14 protein-coding genes are annotated in these 17,171 nt (G+C 66.1%); 5 read left to right on the forward strand and 9 right to left on the reverse strand.

Translation table 11 applies throughout. The annotated features are described in order from the left end of the window. The first annotated feature begins 2 nt into the window (after window positions 1-2). Window positions 3-3,119 (forward strand): efflux RND transporter permease subunit, encoded by a 3,117-nt coding sequence (locus CSQ95_RS11325; protein WP_070310343.1) that lies wholly within the window; start codon window positions 3-5, stop codon window positions 3,117-3,119. A 131-nt stretch (window positions 3,120-3,250) separates the two neighbouring features. Then, entirely contained in the window at window positions 3,251-4,222 is a 972-nt protein-coding gene (locus tag CSQ95_RS11330; protein WP_099409594.1) for a hypothetical protein, read from the forward strand. A 30-nt stretch (window positions 4,223-4,252) separates the two neighbouring features. Here the strand turns inward: CSQ95_RS11330 and CSQ95_RS11335 are convergent, their stop codons facing one another. The 7 genes from CSQ95_RS11335 to CSQ95_RS11365 form a co-directional block, all read right to left on the reverse strand. Beyond that, on the reverse strand, window positions 4,253-4,993 hold the full coding sequence (locus CSQ95_RS11335; RefSeq protein WP_070287901.1) for a hypothetical protein: 741 nt from the start codon (window positions 4,991-4,993) through the stop codon (window positions 4,253-4,255). 95 nt (window positions 4,994-5,088) lie between these two features. Further along, window positions 5,089-6,483, reverse strand: coding sequence for an efflux transporter outer membrane subunit (locus CSQ95_RS11340; protein ID WP_070287900.1), 1,395 nt, complete (start codon window positions 6,481-6,483; stop codon window positions 5,089-5,091). Further along, on the reverse strand, window positions 6,480-7,676 hold the full coding sequence (locus CSQ95_RS11345) for an HlyD family secretion protein (RefSeq protein WP_257218025.1): 1,197 nt from the start codon (window positions 7,674-7,676) through the stop codon (window positions 6,480-6,482). The genes CSQ95_RS11340 and CSQ95_RS11345 overlap by 4 nt, the downstream gene beginning before the upstream one ends. Further along, entirely contained in the window at window positions 7,663-9,357 is a 1,695-nt protein-coding gene (locus CSQ95_RS11350) for an MFS transporter (protein WP_180279033.1), read from the reverse strand. Before CSQ95_RS11350 ends, CSQ95_RS11345 begins: the two co-directional genes overlap by 14 nt. Window positions 9,358-9,535: 178 nt before the next feature. Then, complete coding sequence (locus tag CSQ95_RS11355) at window positions 9,536-11,950, reverse strand: catalase (RefSeq protein ID WP_099409596.1); 2,415 nt, start codon at window positions 11,948-11,950, stop codon at window positions 9,536-9,538. Between the two features lie 241 nt (window positions 11,951-12,191). Continuing rightward, on the reverse strand, window positions 12,192-12,545 hold the full coding sequence (locus tag CSQ95_RS11360; RefSeq protein ID WP_070287892.1) for a YqjD family protein: 354 nt from the start codon (window positions 12,543-12,545) through the stop codon (window positions 12,192-12,194). Window positions 12,546-12,877: 332 nt separating this feature from the next. After that, window positions 12,878-13,291 (reverse strand): DoxX family protein, encoded by a 414-nt coding sequence (locus CSQ95_RS11365; RefSeq protein ID WP_218963606.1) that lies wholly within the window; start codon window positions 13,289-13,291, stop codon window positions 12,878-12,880. Window positions 13,292-13,475: 184 nt separating this feature from the next. Between CSQ95_RS11365 and CSQ95_RS11370 the strand changes: the two genes are divergently transcribed. From CSQ95_RS11370 to CSQ95_RS11380, 3 genes are all read left to right on the forward strand, one after another. Continuing rightward, window positions 13,476-14,453, forward strand: a complete 978-nt coding sequence (locus tag CSQ95_RS11370; protein ID WP_099409597.1) for an alpha/beta fold hydrolase — start codon at window positions 13,476-13,478, stop codon at window positions 14,451-14,453. Between the two features lie 165 nt (window positions 14,454-14,618). Continuing rightward, on the forward strand, window positions 14,619-15,353 hold the full coding sequence (locus CSQ95_RS11375) for a sensor histidine kinase (RefSeq protein ID WP_180279034.1): 735 nt from the start codon (window positions 14,619-14,621) through the stop codon (window positions 15,351-15,353). 8 nt (window positions 15,354-15,361) lie between these two features. Then, window positions 15,362-16,006 (forward strand): response regulator transcription factor, encoded by a 645-nt coding sequence (locus CSQ95_RS11380; protein WP_099409719.1) that lies wholly within the window; start codon window positions 15,362-15,364, stop codon window positions 16,004-16,006. Window positions 16,007-16,029: 23 nt separating this feature from the next. On the opposite strand, the gene CSQ95_RS11385 is transcribed toward CSQ95_RS11380, so the two are convergent. Both CSQ95_RS11385 and CSQ95_RS11390 read right to left on the reverse strand, forming a co-directional pair. Next, window positions 16,030-16,335: a XapX domain-containing protein gene (locus CSQ95_RS11385; protein ID WP_099409599.1), complete on the reverse strand. Its 306-nt coding sequence runs from the start codon at window positions 16,333-16,335 to the stop codon at window positions 16,030-16,032. Window positions 16,336-16,407: 72 nt separating this feature from the next. Next, window positions 16,408-17,094, reverse strand: coding sequence for a hydrolase (locus CSQ95_RS11390; RefSeq protein ID WP_070287932.1), 687 nt, complete (start codon window positions 17,092-17,094; stop codon window positions 16,408-16,410). Window positions 17,095-17,171: the final 77 nt, after the last annotated feature.

Genomic DNA, 17,171 nt, shown 5'->3' on the forward strand with positions numbered 1-17,171 from the left:
CCATGAATTTTTCCTCTCTCTCGATCAAGAATCCGATCCCGGCCATCATGCTGTTCGCGCTGCTGACTTTGGCAGGCCTGCTGGCCTACAAGGCCAATCCGGTGCAGGATTTCCCCGACATCGAACTGCCCATCGTCACCGTCAGCGCGGTGCTGCCCGGCGCCGCGCCGGCCCAGCTGGAAACGGAAGTGGCGCGCAAGATCGAAGACTCCGTCGCCACCCTGCAAGGCGTGAAAAACATCTACACCAAGGTGCTCGATGGCGTCGTCACGGTGACCGTCGAATTCATTCTGGAAAAGCAGATCGCCGAAGCCGTCAACGATGTGCGCGACGCCGTCGCGCGGGTCAAGGCGGACATGCCGGCCGAGCTGCGCGATCCCACCGTCACCAAGGCGTCCACGGCCGGGCGCGTGGTGCTGACCTTTATCGCCACGGCAAAACCCGGCGTGGACAACCCGCTCGACTCTCCCGACCTGTCGTGGTTCGTCGACAACACGGTCGCCAAGCGCCTCCTGACCGTGCCCGGCGTGGGCGCCGTCAACCGCGTGGGCGGCGTCTACCGCGAAATCCAGGTGGAACTCGACGAAGCGCGCATGGCGGCATTGAAGGTCTCGGCCCTCGACGTCTCGCGCCAGCTGCGCCTGGTGCAGCGCGAAGCGCCGGGCGGCCGCGGCGACGTCAGCGGCGCCGAGCAGTCGGTGCGCACCATCGCCACCGTGAAAACGGCCGATGAACTGTCGCGCGTGGAAGTGCCGCTGCCGGACGGCCGCCATGTGCGCCTGGACCAGGTGGCCACCGTGCGCGACACCATTGCCGAACCGCGCGCGCTGGCCGAGCAGGATGGCAAGACCGTGGTCGCCTTCGAGGTATTCCGCACCAAGGGCGCCAGCGAAGTGGCCGTCGCCAAGGGCGCGCGCGACGCCATCGCCGACCTGCAAAAGGAAAACCCGAATGTGGTGCTGCAGCAGTCGATCGACAACGCCTTCCCCGTCGAGGAAAACTTCGACGGTTCGATGGAGTTGCTGTACGAAGGCGCGCTGCTGGCCGTGCTGGTGGTGTGGTGGTTCCTGCGCGACTGGCGCGCCACCCTGGTGGCCGCCGCCGCCCTGCCCCTGTCCGTGATGCCGGCCTTCCTTGGCATCTACTGGTTCGGCTACACGCTCAATACCGTCACCCTGCTGTCGCTGGCGCTGGTCGTCGGCGTGCTGGTCGACGACGCCATCGTGGAAATCGAAAACATCGAGCGCCATCTGCGCATGGGCAAGTCGCCCATGGAAGCGGCCATGGAAGCGGCCGACGAAATCGGCATGGCGGTGATCGCCACCACCTTCGCGCTGGTGGCCGTGTTCCTGCCGACGGCCTTCATGAGCGGCATTCCCGGCCTGTTCTTCAAGCAGTTCGGCTGGACGGCCGTGCTGGCCGTGCTGGCCTCGCTGGTGGTGGCGCGCCTGCTCACGCCGATGATGGCGGCCTACATATTGAAACCGCTGCCGCACAAGGAGGAACAGGACGGCTGGCTGATGACGCGCTACCTGACGGTCATGCGCTGGTGCCTGAACCACCGCGGCATCACGGCCATCGCCGCGGCCCTGTTCTTTGTCGGCGCCATCGCGCTCGTGCCGCTGCTGCCGACCGGTTTCGTGCCGGCCGCCGACCGCGCGCAGACGCAGATCAACCTGGAACTGCCGCCCGGCTCCACCCTCGGCGAAACGCAGGCCGTGGCAGCCATGGCGCGCGACGCGGCCATGCGCACACAAGGCATCCAGGGCGTCTTCAGTTCGATCGGCGGGGGCTCCAGCGGCGACGCCTTCGCCCCCGGCGCGGCGGCCGAGGCGCGCCGCGCCGTGCTGACCCTGACCACCGTGCATCGCACGGAGCGCAAGGAATCGATGGCGGACCTGGAAACGCAGCTGCGCCACAAGCTCGATACGATCCCCGGCGCCCGCTTCACGGTGGGGCCGCCCGACACGGGCGTCAAGATGCAGCTGGTGCTGCGCTCGGAAGACCCGGTGGCGCTGATGGCCGCGGCGCAAAAGGTCGAGCGTGAACTGCGCGGCCTGAAAGGCATCGGCAACGTCAATTCCAGCGCCTCGCTGGTGCGTCCGGAAATCATCGTGCGCCCCGATTTCGCCAAGGCGGCCGACCTGGGCGTGACGGCGGCAGCCATCGGCGAGACCGTGCGCGTGGCCACGGCCGGCGACTACGACACGGACCTGACGAAAATGAACCTGCCCGAGCGGCAGGTGCCGATCCGCGTCAAGCTGCCCAACAGCGTGCGCGCCGACCTGGCCGCCATCGAGCGCCTGACCGTGCCCGGCAAGAACGGCCCCGTGCGCCTGGCGAACGTGGCCACGGTGACGATGGAAAGCGGCCCGGCGCAGATCGACCGGTTGAACCGCAGCCGCAACGTCACCCTCGACGTGGAACTCGGTTCGCGCACGCTCGGCGAACTGAATGAAGAAGCGCGCGCGCTGCCGTCGATGAAGAATCTGCCGCCGTCCGTGAAGATCGCCGAACTGGGCGACGCGCAGGAAATGGCCTCGCTGTTCGCCAGCTTCGGCCTGGCCATGCTGATCGGCGTGCTGTGCATCTACTGCGTGCTGGTGCTGCTGTTCAAGGACTTCATGCAGCCGGTGACCATCCTGGCGGCGCTGCCGCTGTCGATCGGCGGCGCCTTCGTGGCGCTGCTGATCACGGGCAGCGCCCTGTCGATGCCGTCGATGATCGGCCTGATCATGCTGATGGGGATCGTCACAAAGAACTCCATCCTGCTGGTCGACTATGCGATCCTGGCGCGCCAGGCCGGCATGAACCGCTTCGACGCGCTGGTCGACGCCTGCCACAAGCGCAGCCGGCCCATCCTGATGACGACGATCGCCATGGGCGCCGGCATGATGCCGCTGGCGCTGGGCTGGGGCGCCGACCCCAGCTTCCGTTCGCCGATGGCCATTACCGTCATCGGCGGCCTGATCACCTCGACCTTATTGAGCCTGCTGGTGGTACCGGCCGTGTTCACCTACATCGACGACCTGGAGCACCTGCTCAAGCGCGGCATGGCGAAACTGCGCCGCCAGAAGGCGCCGCTGCGGCGCGATGACAGGGTGGCGCTGGAAAAATAAGCGCCAAGGCTGATTGCAAAAACGCCCCCTGCGGGCAAGGAAGCGAGGGACGGGCCGCCAGGCCGCGCTCCCTCGCTTTCATCTATCTGGCATACTGCGCCCATTCTCCATGACCGCAATCTGCCCTGCCTATGAATTACCGCACCCCGCTCGTCCTGCTGATAGCCTCCGCACTGCTCGGCGCCTGCTCGGACAAGACCACCCCCGCCAGCGCCGGCCTGGCAGCCGACGTGGCAGCCGCCGTCCCCGCCGCCGCCGATGCAACGGCATCGGTCGAACACGTGCCGCCGCCGTCCGCCACCGCGCCCAGGACGGAAGCGATGAACACGCCTCAGGCGCGCGAGCGCGAAGCGACCATGATGCGCGCCGTCTTCGGCAAGGCCTACCGCGACGACAGCGACGATGCGCTGGCCGACCTGCCCGATCCGGACAACCACGTCGACAAGCTCAGTTACGTGGTCAGCGCCGTCAGCCACAAGCTGCTGCCCGATGGCAGCGCCATCCTGGTGGCGAATGCGGAAACGGCCAACACGGAAGGCACGGCCGAATCGGCGCATGCCTCGCCGGGGCTGCTGAATGTCTTTTTCCTGGCGCCCAAGGGCACGCCGGAAGACGGCCAGTGGCAAGTCGTGAAACGCCTGGAAAACATCGCCGCCCTGGGCTCGTCGGGGCAGCTCGGCGAAGTCCACTGGGTCATGCTGGGCGCGAACAAGCCGGGACTGGCGATCCGCTACGGTTATACGGGCCAGGGCTACACCATCACGCAACTGGCCCTGTTTGAAATCGGCGACGGCAAGGTCACCTCACTCGATGGCGCCATCGATCTGTACTCGGACAATATGGGGGCCTGCGGTCCTGAAACGGACGAGTGCTGGATGGTCAAGGGGAACTGGCGCTTCGCGCCGGCGCGCAATGGCGCCGCCTACGATGACTTGCTGATCGACTTCAAGGGCGCCTCCGAAAAGATCAAGCCGGGCGTCAAGGTCAAGCCGGACGAAGACCCGCCGCGCATCGCCACGCCACTGAACGGCCACGCGCGCTATGGCTTCGACGGCAAGGGGTACAAACTGCTTGAAGGGAAGAATCCAGTGCCTGGCGTGTAAGCGTATCTGCGCCAGGCACCGGCAAGCCAGCTAGCGGCGTGCGGCCTCCAGGCGCGCCAGCAGCGGCGCATACATCGAACGCGTATGGCTGCTCCAGCGGGCCATGGCGCTGTCGATATCGAGCAGCAGGCGTTCCGACAACACCTTGTCGCCCTGCTGCAGCGCCCAGATCGCGCACTCGGCACGGCACTCGAAGCTGTTGTAGCGCGTCAGCGCATCGTCGAATTCCGCCTTCGCTTCCACCTGGCGCCCGCTTTGCGCCAGCGCGCGCGCCGTCAGCAGGGACACCATCTCGGGACGGAAATGGATATCCGTGCGGCGGATGAATTCCAGGTGCGCCAGCGCTTCGGCGCCGCGCGCGCATTCCAGATAGGCGCGCGCAGCGCCCAGGCGAATTTCCAGGTCCGATGAAAACGCTCCCCGCAGACAGGCTTCGTACGTCGATGCCGCTTCCTGCGCATCACCCGCCTCCAGCTGCGCGCTGGCCAGGCGCATCTGGTTTTGCGCCGTCGGCGTGTACTCGAAAGCCGCTTTCGCCTCGCGCAATTCGCGGTTCGGATCGAGCACCTGCACGGCCACCGAAGCGACCTTGCGCGCGCCTTGCGGCAGGCGCGAATCGGGCAGGTAGATGGCGAAGAAATACACCACGCTGCCCAGCAGCGGGAACATGAATAAAATGAGCAGCCAGTACAGCTGCTGCCCGTTGCGCACCACGTGGATCGCAAAAAATACCGCGATCAGGATGTGGATGCCTATGCCAAAAATCGTCATGCTGCGACCTCGTTCGTTCGTGACGGGAGCAGCTGGCACGGCGCCGCCGCTTTCCCTGGTCAGAATATTACACTGGCCGCACCGTGCACACGCATCTATTGCGTCTTGGCCGACCAGCCGCCGCCCATGGCGCGGTACAGGTCGACCGAGGCGACAAGGAGGCGCGTCTTCAACTGCAGCAGCCCCACGTCGGCGCTGTACAGGGTGCGCTGGGCGTCGAGTTCCTCCAGGTACGAGGCGTAGCCATTGCGGTAGCGGTTATGCGCGATGCGCAGGGTGTCTGCCGCCGCGGCGCGGCGCGCGTCGTTTTCCACGGCTTGCTGCTGGAGGCGGTAGAGGGCGCCCAGGCTGTTCTCCGTTTCGGCGAACGCGTTGCGCACCACGTTTTCATACGCGTACACGAGCTGGTCGCGCTGCGCGCCGGCCGCATCCGTCTGCGCCTGCACGCGCCCGCCATCGAACAGGGGGCCGGCCGCCAGCGCCGTCAGACGCCACAGGGCAGTGGGCGCATGCAGGAAATCGGTGAGCGTGGTCGCCTGCCCGCCGCCCACGGCCGTCAGCTTGAACGAGGGCAGCAGCTGGTCGCGCGTGGCGGCCAGGCTGGCGTTGGCGGCCGCCAGGTTGTGTTCCGCGCGCGCGATGTCGGGCCGCCGGCGCAGCAGTTCGGACGGCAAGCCGGCCGGCACGCCAGGCGCCGCCAGCCCGGCCAGCGGCAAGCCGCGCGCGATGGGGCCGGGATTGCCGCCGACGAGGATGGCCAGCGCGTTTTCCTGTTCGAAAATCTGCCGCTGCAGCTGCGGCACCTGCTCGGCCGCCGCGTGGTATTCCGATTGCGCCTGCAGCCATTCCAGGCGCGAGCTGTAGCCCACCTCGAACTGCTTGCGCGCCAGCTCGCGCGACTGTTCGCGCAGCTGCAGGGTCGATTGCGTCAACTCCAGCTGCGCGTCGAGGCCCCGCAGATTCAGGTAACTGGTCGCCACGCTGGCGGCGATCGACAGGGCTGCCGCATCGAGGCTGGCCTGCTCGGCGCGGTAACTCTCGCCGGCCGCGTCGCTCAGACTGGCCAGCCGGCCCCACACGTCGATTTCATAGCTGGCCTGCAGTTCGGCCTGGAAGACATTCGTCACATACGGCTTGCCGCTGGACGCCAGGGTGCGCGTGCGCGTGGGCGAACCGTCGAAGGCCAGATTGGGCGCGCGGTTCGCGTCGGCCTGCGCCAGGCGCGCGCGGTATTCCTGCACCCGGGCGCGCGCCACGCGCAAGTCGCCATTGCGCGCCAGCGCCTCGCCCACCAGGTCGCTCAAGACCGGATCGCCGAAGGCTTGCCACCACAGTTGCTCGACCTGGGCACCCGTCGCCGCAGGTGCGCCGATCGCTTGCGCGCGCCAGCCGGACGGCAGTTGCAGTGCCGATGCAGGCTGCGGCGGCGCGTTGGCGGCGCAGCCTGCCAGCGCCAGCGCACCGGCCATCAGCAGGTGACGGCGCTTCATGGCTTGGCCTTCTTCGGTGCAGGCGGGGGCGCCGGGTTGTCCGCCGAGTCGTTCAGCACGGCCGACGTGTCGACGCTGACCACCACCGACATGCCCGGCACGAGGCGGCGCGCATTCGCCTGACCCGGATCGATGCGGATGCGCACGGGAATGCGCTGGGCAATTTTGAGGTAGTTGCCCGTCGCGTTATCGGCCGGCAGCACGGAAAACTCGGAACCGGTGGCCGGCGAAATGCGCTCCACCTGGCCCGTCAGCACGGCGCCGTCGAGCGCGTCGACGTGGAAAGTGGCGCTTTGCCCTTCCTGCACGCCGTTCATCTGCGTTTCCTTGAAATTGGCGATGACCCACATCTGGCGCGGCACCAGCGCCATCAGCTGCGCGCCCGAATTCACATAGGCACCCTGGCGCACCGTCACCTGGCCCAGCTGGCCGTCGGAGGGGGCTACGATGCGCGTGTTATCGAGGTCGATCTTCGCCGCCTTGACGGCCGCCTGCGCATTGGCCACGGCCGCTTCCAGCGCCTGCTTGTTGACAACCACGGAATGCACGCTTTGCTGGGCGATGTCGAGATTGGCGCGGGCCTGCGCCAGCGCGGCCGCCATCTGCGCCTGCGTGGCGCGCGACTGGTCGTGTTCGCGCTGCGACAGCGAACCGTCGGCCACCAGCTGCTCCACGCGATTGAGGTCGGCGCTGGCCTTGCGCGCCTGCGCTTCCGCGTTGGCCAGCGCCGCCTCGCTGACGGAAATGCCCGCCTGCGCGCTGGCCTTCTGCTGCGCCCAGTTCGACAGGGCCGCCTGCTGCGCCGCCAGCTGGGCCTGCGCCTGCTCGTAGCGCTGCTGGTAGATGCGGTCATCGATGCGCACCAGCAGCTGGCCTTCCTTCACGTCCATGAAGTCCTGCACCGTCACTTCCACCACATAGCCCGACAGCTGCGTGCCGACGATGGTCACCTGCCCCCGCACCGTGGCGTTTTCCGTCGTCACGATGGGACTGGTGAACGGCGGCAAACGCCACGCATACAGCACGATCAGCACGCCCACCAGGGCCACGGCCGCAAAGGCCAGCGCGGACAGCCACTGGTGGCGCCGGTCCGGCTGCGGCGGCGTGCTGCTGGCCGCGGGCGCGGGTGGCGCTGCGGGTGCGGATGGCGGTGCAGGCGTCGGTACTGGCGGCGGGGTGCTATTTTCTGTCATTGCTCGGTTCCGAATTGGTAATGGGGACGATGGCCATGGCCGTCTGCGCATCGCGCACGGGGCCGACCAGACGGCGCGCGCCGGTGGTGATGCGGGTCCAGAACTGGCTGACCAGCATCCAGATCAGGGTGGCGACGGCGACGCCGGCGATCATCAAAAAGACGTCGTTGTAGGCGAGGACATTGGCTTCGCGCGTGGCGACGGCGCCCAGGCGGGCCACGCCCTGGGCGCTGCGCAGCGCCGGGTCCGTCAGCACGCCGCCGTAGCTTGCGGCACCGGACTGCACGCGCGCGGCCACCTGCGGGTCGAGCATGGTGAGGTGCTCGACCAGGTAGCTGGAATGGTATTTTTCGCGCGCCGTCTGGATGGTGCCGACGATGGCCGACCCGAGCAAGCCGCCCAGGTTCTGCGTCATGGTAAACATCACGGAAAAACTCACCAGGTTGCGCGGTTCGGCGATCACGGCGCCCATGCCGGCCACCATGGTGGGACCGAGGAAATACGTGCCGCCAAAGGCCAGCAGGAACTGGCTGACATACATGTTGACCGGGCGCGTCTGGCTGGTGGCGTGCGCGTCGATCAGGGCGCCAGCTGCGATCAGCAGCAGCGCGAACATCAGCGAGCGGTTCAGGGTGGCCGGATTGATCGTCAGCGCGCTGACCACCAGGCCCGCCACGCTGCCCAGCAGGACCACGATGAACAGGTTCTGCATCTGGTCCGTGTTCAGCCCCAGCGCCTGCAAAAAACCCACGGCGCCCGTCGATTCGGACAGCACGATGCGAAACAGCAGCACCGATAAAAACAGCTTGGCGATCTTGCCCGTGGTGAGCCAGCGCGTGTTGAGCAACGGGCGCGCGCGGTTATGCTCGATGGCCAGCGAGGCGGCGATCAGCACGATGGAAGCCGCCAGGCATACGCCCACCCACTCCGATTCCATCCACCACGCCGTGCGCCCCTGCGCCAGCACGGCGCACAGCAGGGCCACGCCGGGCGCGAACAGAATAAAGGTGAGGAAATCGAGCGGCTCGAACGTCTGCACGCGGTCGCCGGGCGGCAGCTTCAGGGCCAGCACGCAGCCCAGCGCCAGCAGGGCCAGTCCCAGCTCGAACAGGTACAGGCCGTGCCATTCGCCGATCTGCAGCAGTTCGGACGTGAAGATGCGCGCCAGCGGCAGCGCCAGCTGGGCAAAGCCCAGGCCCAGCACCACGCCTTTCAGACGGTGCCGCGCGGGAAACGCCTGCAAGGTGTAGTACAGCCCCAGCACGCCCAGCGCGCCGCCCACCATGCCATGCGCGGCGCGCACGGCGATCGCCGACGGCAAGGTATTCGCATACAAGTGCGCGAAGGTGACGAGCGCATACAGCACCAGGAACGCTTCCGTAAACAGGCGCAGGCCGAACTGCTGCCGGAACTTCACCAGCAGCAGATTCATCGAGACGATGGTCATCACGTAGGCGGCCGGCAGCCACTGCATCTGGTAGGCATAGGCGGCCAGCGAACCTTGCAGGTTCAGCAAATTGGCCGTCACCAAGCCGTTCCCGAGTCCCCCCGTCAGCGCGACGATCAGGCCGACGATGAAATACGCGACACGCTTGGGCGTCGAATGTTCGGGCATCGATGGCGACCCGGGCAAGGTCGGGCGTTCGCCCGGCCCCCAGGTGCGAGGTGTGTACTTGTCCATGCGGTAATCGCGATCCGGTTTGCTGAAGCCGTTCTTTGCTGCAGTAATAGAAATAGTTGCAAATGAACAGTTCTAGTCAGCAGCATATCATCGCAGGACGTTTTTCTTGTTTACATTGTTGCGCACTGTTGCGTCAGCAAGGCAAGCCAGGCCTGCCCCGCTGGCGCTCAAGCGGACATCACACGCGGGGCGGATCCGTTTCGCGCGCAAACGCCCGGTGCGCAGCCAGCGCCTTTTTAAAAGCCGCCACGCCTTTCACCACGTCGCCCGCCGGCACGACGATGATGATGGCGGGGTCCGGCTTGCCGTCGGGCAGGGTCGCCGGCACGCCAGCCTTGTCCAGCAAGCCCTTGCCCGCGCCGATGGCCAGCATCGGCTTGCAGTGCCGGTATTGCAGGCGCAGGAAGTCGAGCGCGTTGGCGTCGCTGCCCAGCTGCTGCACGGCGCCCTGGCCATCCGGTATCACGACGGCGTCGAACAGCACGGACGGTCCCGTTTCGAGCGAGATTTCCACGTCGAGCGGCGCGCCGCCGCTCGTGTCGACTTTTCCCAGGTGGCTGCCCACCAGGCGCGGCACGGCGCCGTCGGCCAGCAGCGAGGCATAGATGCTGCGCACCTGCGCCCCATCGCTGCCCGGCCCGACGAGGATGGCCACGCGCAGGGTATGGATGCCCGTCTTGCCGGGGCGGAAAAAGAGCGACAGGGCGGGCGACGGCGGATACGCAGGGATCGGCAGCATGGACACGGACGGCATGACGGGCGGCAGCGCCAGGCCCAGCGCATCGGCCAGGCGCTGCGCCAGGGTCTCGTCGACATTGCGCAGCATGGCGACGATGCGCTTGCGAATGGCCACCGTCTGCACCTTGCTCAGTTCAAAGCGGAACGCATGCACGATATGGTCTTGCTCGACCGGCGTCTGGCTGATCCAGAACAGCCTCGCCTGGCCATAGTGCTCGGCGAATTTCTCGGGCTTGCCGCGCACCTTGTCGCCCTCGGTCGGCGCGGGAAAACTGTTGAACCCCTTCGCGCCGGCCTGGAACGGGTAGCCGCCCGCCAGCGAATTGGGTTCGTAGGCGACCCGGCCCCGGTTGATGGCCTGGCGGTGGATGCCGTCGCGCTGGTTGTTGTGCACGGGCGCCAGCGGAGAATTGATGGGGATTTCATGGAAGTTGGCGCCGCCCAGGCGCGTGATCTGCGTGTCGACGTACGAGTGGATACGGCCCTGCAGCAGCGGATCATTGCTGAAATCGATGCCGGGCACGATGTGCGCCGTGCAGAAGGCCACCTGCTCCGTCTCGGCAAAAAAATTGTCGGGATTGCGGTTCAAGACCATTTTCCCCACCGGGATCAGCGGCACCAGTTCTTCGGGAATCAGCTTGGTGGGGTCGAGCACGTCGAAGGGAAATGCCTCGGCCTGCGCTTCCGTGAAGACCTGGAACGACAGCTCGTATTCGGGATACTCGCCGCATTCAATCGATTCCCACAGGTCGCGGCGGTGGAAGTCGGAATCGGCGCCGCTGATCTTGACGGCTTCGTCCCACACCAGCGAGTGCGTGCCGGCCATGGGCGACCAGTGGAATTTGCAAAATACGGACTGGCCCTTGGCGTTCACGAGGCGGAAGGTGTGCACGCCGAAGCCCTGCATCATGCGGTAGCTGCGCGGGATGGCGCGGTCGGACATGGCCCACATCAGCATGTGCGTGATTTCCGGCGACAGCGAGGCGAAATCCCAGAAGGTGTCATGCGCGCTGGCCGCCTGCGGCATGCCGTTGTGCGGCTCGGGCTTGACGGCGTGGATCAGGTCGGGGAATTTCATCGCATCCTGGATGAAGAAGACGGGGATGTTGTTACCGACCAGGTCCCAGTTGCCTTCGTCCGTATAAAACTTCACGGCAAAGCCGCGCACGTCGCGCGCCGTGTCGGTCGAGCCGCGCTCGCCGGCCACCGTGGAAAAGCGCACGAAGACGGGCGTGCGCTTGCCCGCCTTGGCGAACGGCGCGGCGCGCGTCAGCTTGCTTTGTTCCTTGTAGCATTCGAAATAGCCGTGGGCGGCCGAACCGCGCGCATGCACGACGCGCTCGGGGATGCGCTCATGGTCGAAATGCGTGAGCTTTTCACGCAGGATGAAATCTTCCATCAGAGTGGGGCCGCGCAAGCCCGCCTTCAGCGAGTTCTGGTTGTCGCCCACGGGCACGCCCTGATTGGTCGTCAGCACGCAGCCGCTGTCGTCGCTGCGGGCGCCATCGAGCGAGGCGTTACGCGCATTCTCGCCCAGCGCGGGCTGGCCATCGCCCGTCTTCGGCGACGCTAGCGTTTCGCCCGTGGTGCTGGCCGTGGCCAGCGGTTCGCCGGCCGCCACATGCACGCCTTCGATCGGCGTGCGCGCCGCTTCGCCATACTGGCCATCTTCCTTGGGATTGTCGGCCATGGCGGCGGACAGCTGCTGGCTGGCGGCCGTCTTTTGCAGCAGCGCGCGGGTCACGTCATTGTCCGTGCCCAGGCTGTTTGGCGCATTGCTGTCGGATGGGCCGGACATGCTGCTCAATACGGAACCCGCACCGTCCGTGGACGGCGTTTTCTTGGTGGTAGCCATTACATCTCCTGTGAGTAGTTTGCCCCGGGAAGTAACGCTACAACTCCCTCATTCAGCGCACGAACAGGGCAATCAAAATAATGATGGGAATAGGTATGCCAATCAACCACAACAAAATGGAGCGCATCATCACTCTCCTTTACTGCTTGCTACTACCTTGTGTGCGTGGGCGCTGGCCCTCTCCGCCATGACGGCGAAGGGAACAGCGCCCACGACAAATGCTTCCAGGAAGGCGTAAAACTTATTTACGCGAACCCAGCAATTTCGACAGGCCATAGCCGGCCGCGGCCGCAATCAGCAGGGACATGGCCGGGCGCTCGCGCACATAATCGCGGCCCGTCTCGCCGGCGCGCTGGCAGGCGACGCCCAGTTGCTTGCCGCGCGCCATCAGGCGCTCCGAGGCCTTGCTGACGGTGTCGCTGACTTGCTCGATGCGGTCGCCCACCTGGTCCACGCCGTCATGGGCGCGCGTGGCGACCTTGTCGGCCAGAGGCTGTGCCTGGCTAGCCACCTTGTCGATGGTGCGGTGCAAATCCTGGCGGGTATCCTGGGAGGTGCCGTTCATCTCGGAGCTGGTGTTTTCAATCGCGTTCATGATGGTTTCCTTTAATAGTGAATAAATCAACCATGCTCGATGCCGTGACCGAATCATGATTCTCCTCGCTTCTGGGAAAAAGAAGCGGCTAAACGCTGCCAGGCTGAGCCATATCAAATGCTGGATCAGCAGCAAGCTGTTGGCACTACCTTAACCGCGTCCGCCGCGCGCCACCGTGCGCTGCCACACCTTGAAGCACAGACTTAAATTCCTGATGGAAATAACAATCCCCGCCGGCCTGGTGGGGCGGACGGGGATCGGGGTGAAATGGTGTTATTTAGGCGTAGGTCGGGTTAGCGAAGCGTAACCCGACACATCGTTGACATCACCGATTACGCCCGCAACCGCGCATCGAGCGAATAGCGTCCCGCGCCACTGATGGCAATGGTGCCGAAGACGATGATCAGCAGCCAGCCGAACTGCCCATCGGCGATGCTCCAGTCCGGATGCACGAGCAGCATCGACACGCCCAGCAGGAACAGCAGGGGCAGGCAGGCAAGGCGCGTCAGCAAGCCGGCGGCGACCAGCAACGGGCAGAGGATTTCCGCGAACAGCGCGCAGTACAGGGTGACGGCGCGGCCCAGGTGCAGCGGGTCGTCGATGTGCGCCAGTTCCTCGGAAAAATGCAGCAGCTTGGGCAAGCCGTGCACGTGCAGCACCAGCAGCGCGCCCGCCACGCGCGCAAACAGCAAGCCGGCATCGGGTAAAAAGGGGCCGGCCAGCGCCGCCATCCAGTGTTTCTTCATCTTCGCTCCAGTGGGAAAGGCAAGCGGCGCGGCGCGCCGCCGCCAGCCATCATAGGCAGGCGGAAGACCCGGCGCGACTGGTCTTTTGGCAGAGGCGCCGGCGCGCGCGAAGGCCTAGACTGGCCGCTGCCATCACTGGTCCAGGCCGTAAGCGGCCCCTCCCCCATCCCCGAAGGAAAGCATCATGTCGAAGAAAATCGAAGCCGAAGAAGTCAATTCCCGCCGCAAGCTGCTCGTCAGCGTCGCCGGTGTCGCCGCCGGCGCGGGCCTGCTGGCCGCCGGTGGCGCCAGCGCCGCCGCCAAGCCTGCCGCTGCCGCCGCCGCGCCGGGCAAGCTCAGCGTCAACAAGGTCACCGTCAAGGACGGCACCGTCATCCATTTCAAGGACTGGGGCACGGGCACGCCCGTCGTCTTCAGCCACGGCTGGCCATTGCAGGGCGACGCCTGGGAAGACCAGATGATGTTCCTGGCCAGCCACGGCTACCGCGTGATCGCGCACGACCGCCGCGGCCACGGCCTGTCGAGCCAGCCATGGCAGGGCAATGACATGGATACCTACGCCGACGACCTGGCCACCCTGCTCGACGCGCTCGACATCAAGGGCGCGACTCTGGTCGGCCATTCGACGGGCGGCGGCGAAGTGGCGCGCTATATCGGCCGGCATGGCGAAAAGCGCGTGGCCAAGGCCGTACTGGTGGGCGCCGTGCCGCCGCAGATGGTCAAGTCGGACACCAATCCCGGCGGCTTGCCGATGTCCGTCTTCGACGGCATCCGCGCCGGCGTACTGGCCGACCGTTCGCAATTCTTCAAGGACCTGACGGTGCCGTTCTTCGGCGCCAACCGTCCCGGCAACAAGGTGTCGCAAGGCATGCGTGACACCTTCTGGCTGCAGGGCATGCAGTGCGGCATCAAGAACGCCTACGATTGCATCAAGCAGTTTTCCGAGACGGATTTCACTGCCGACCTGAAGAAAATCTCCGTGCCGACCCTGGTCGTGCACGGCGGCGACGACCAGATCGTGCCGATCGACGCTTCCGGCAAGGCCGCGGCCAAGCTCATCAAGAACGCCAGGCTGGTCATCTATGAAGGCGCGCCGCACGGCTTGCCGGCCACCCACAAGGACCGCCTGAACGAAGACTTGCTGGCCTTTATCAAGTCCTGATCCGCTCTTCGCACCGCCGGCCCGCCCGGCGGTGTTTTCCGCCCCTGCCTTGCAAAAAAAACGTCCGCCTCCCCCATTCGTATAAGTGGCCCGGCGACGATGCCATGCATACTTGTTGCAATGCGGCATACGCCGCGACAGCACAGGAGCACGGCGATGGCCAGCATGCATTCTTTATCTCAGCAGCAAGACCCCGGCCTGGCGCCGGCCCAGCGCATGGGCGGCATGGGCGGCATGGGCGAATTTGCCGCATCCGTCGCGCACGAGGTGCGCCAGCCGCTGGCGGCCATCGCGCTCAATGCCGATGCCGCCTTGCGCTGGCTCGACCACGATCCGCCCCGCCTCGGCGAGGCGCGTGCTGCGCTGGCCCTGGTCGCCAGCGCCGGCAACCATGCCAGCGCCGTGCTGCGCAGCGTGCATGGCCTGGCCTGCCATGCGCCGGGCAGCCATGCGCATTTTGTCGCCGACGACGCCATGCAGGACCTGCTGCCGCTGCTGCGCGCGCCGCTGCAACGCCACGCCATCGACCTGCAAACGCGGCTGGCGCCGGGGCGCCCGCTGCTGCATGCCGACGCGGTGCAATTCCGGCAAGTCCTCCTGAACCTGCTGATGAACGCCATCGAAGCCCTGCAGGGCACCAGCGGCCGGCCGCGCACGGTGCTGCTGTCCTCGCGCCTCGATGAGGGCGTGCAGCATTTCAGCATCGCCGACAACGGCGCCGGCATCGCGCCGCAGGCGGCCGGCCGCCTGTACCACGCCCTGTATTCCAGCAAGCCGGACGGCATGGGCATGGGCCTGGCCATCTGCCGCCGCATCCTCGACGCGCATGGCGGCCGCCTGTGGCATGCGCCCGGCGCGCCCCATGGCACAGTCTTCCACTTCACCCTGCCAGCACCATGAGCACAAGCATGCACACGCCCCGCAACGACGCAGCCTCTATTTCGCTGCTGATCGCCGACGACCACCCGCTGATCCTGGCCGGCCTGGCCTCGCTGATCGCATCTCTGCCGGGTTTACGCCTGCTGGGCCAGGCCGGCACGGGCAGCGCCGCCGTGGCGCTGTACCGGGAGCTGCGTCCCGACGTGGTGCTGATGGATTTGAACATGCCGGAAATGCATGGCGTCGAGGCGATCGAGCGCATCTGCGCGGACGATGCGCAAGCGAAGATCGTCATCCTCACCACCTACCAGGGCGAAGACAGCGTGCACCGGGCCCTGCGCGCCGGCGCGCGCGGCTACCTGCTGAAGGATTCCGGCTTCCTGCAACTGACGCAATGCATCGGCCAGGTGGCCGCCGGCAGGCACTACCTGCCGCCGGAACTGGCGGCGCAGCAGGCCGGCCGCATCGAGGCGAACCGTCTGTCGAAACGCGAGCACGACATCCTGCTGCACCTGTCGGCGGGCAAGAGCAACAAGATGATCGCGCGCAGCGCCGGCATCGAGGTGGGCACCGTCAAATTTCACGTAAATAATATTTTGACCAAGCTCAACGTATCAAGCCGCACCGAGGCGGCCACGGTGGCCGCCCGGCGCGGCTTGCTGGGCGCGTTCTAGCGTTTTGACTCGGCAGGCGGGGTTCAGGCGGCGCCGTCCTGCTGCTGCTGCTGCTGCTGCTGCTGCTGCTGCTGCGACTCGGCCTTGGCCAATGTCGGCTTGGCGTCCACGCCGCTGATCTTCGGCACGCATTCGCTGCGCAGCCACGACACGGTCACGGCTTCGCCCGCCATCAGACGCTTGACGCTGGGGACGATCTGTTCGCCGATCAGCATGCCCAGCAGTCCGATCAGGGCAATGGCTGGCGGCGCCGGCGAGCGTACCTGCAGGACGGCATAGATGATGCCAACCAGCAAGCCCACGGCCAGCGAAATCACATATAACTTCATTGCGCATTCCTTTCAATAAAAAAAACGCCGCGCGCGGTCAGGCGCGCGGCGCATGGCATGGCCGCGCGGTGTTTACCTGGCAGGCACCGGCGCCAGGGTGGCGTGTTCGCCATGGATGCGCTGCGGCGCCTTGTGCACCATCGTGTAGGCATAATCGACGCCCATGCCGTAGGCGCCCGAATGTTCGCGCACGATGGCCATGACGGCGTCATAGGTCGCCTTGTGGGCCCAGTCGCGCTGCCATTCCAGCAGCACCTGCTGCCACGTCACGGGCACCACGCCGGCCTGGATCATGCGCTGCATGGCGTAGTCGTGCGCTTCCTTCGAGGTGCCGCCCGATGCATCGGCCACCATGTAGATCTCGTAATCGCCTTCGAGCATCGCGCACAGGGCGAAGCTGTTGTTGCACACCTCCGTCCACAGGCCCGAGACGACGACTTTTTTCTTGCCGTTGGCGGCCAGCGCATCGCGCACCTTCTGGTCATCCCACGAATTCATCGAGCTGCGCTCGAGGATATCCTTGCCCGGAAAGACGTCCAGCAGTTCCGGATAGGTATGGCCGGAGAAGCTTTCCGTTTCCACCGTGGTGATGATGGTGGGGATGTTGAACACCTTGGCGGCCTTGGCCAGGCCCACGGTATTGTTTTTCAGCGCTTGGCGGTCCATCGACTGCACGCCGAACGCCATTTGCGGCTGCTGGTCGATGAAGATGATCTGGCAATTGTCGGGGGTAAGGACTTCCAGTTTCGGATTGGTCATGATGTCATCCATGAAGAAAGGGTTGAGTGGGTACTGCCGTGCATCGTATGCCTGGCGGCGTGCCCGCACCACTATCT

The organism is Janthinobacterium sp. BJB304, from assembly GCF_002735765.1.
In the GTDB taxonomy this organism is placed as follows: domain Bacteria; phylum Pseudomonadota; class Gammaproteobacteria; order Burkholderiales; family Burkholderiaceae_D; genus Janthinobacterium.